The 265-nt window shown below is 54.7% G+C and carries 1 tRNA gene and 1 rRNA gene; both read right to left on the bottom strand.

The annotated features are described in order from the left end of the window. Positions 1-49 precede the first annotated feature (49 nt). Positions 50-125 (bottom strand) — tRNA-Glu (locus OGX81_RS00585). An 85-nt stretch (positions 126-210) separates the two neighbouring features. Next, a 16S ribosomal RNA gene (locus OGX81_RS00580) occupies positions 211-265 on the bottom strand; the annotation flags it as partial.

Here is a 265-nt window from a genome sequence, read left to right as displayed (position 1 = left end):
AACCAGCAAGTGGCGTCCCCTGGGAGGTCTGACCTCATCAGTTGAACGCTGGCGTCCCCTAGGGGATTCGAACCCCTGTTACCGCCGTGAAAGGGCGGTGTCCTGGGCCTCTAGACGAAGGGGACACTGAAGTCTCAATCGCAAGACGCCTTGCTTCTTTCTTTTCATCAGACAATCTGTGTGGACACTGCAAAGGCAGGTTCTTTAAGGTAAGGAGGTGATCCAACCGCAGGTTCCCCTACGGTTACCTTGTTACGACTTCACC

Origin of the sequence: Citrobacter sp. CK206, assembly GCF_030333125.1 — a bacterium.
Classification (GTDB): Bacteria; Pseudomonadota; Gammaproteobacteria; order Enterobacterales; family Enterobacteriaceae; genus Citrobacter_B; species Citrobacter_B koseri.
The sequence above is the reverse complement of the archived record's forward strand: the minus strand, read 5'-3'. Positions and strand labels throughout refer to the sequence as shown.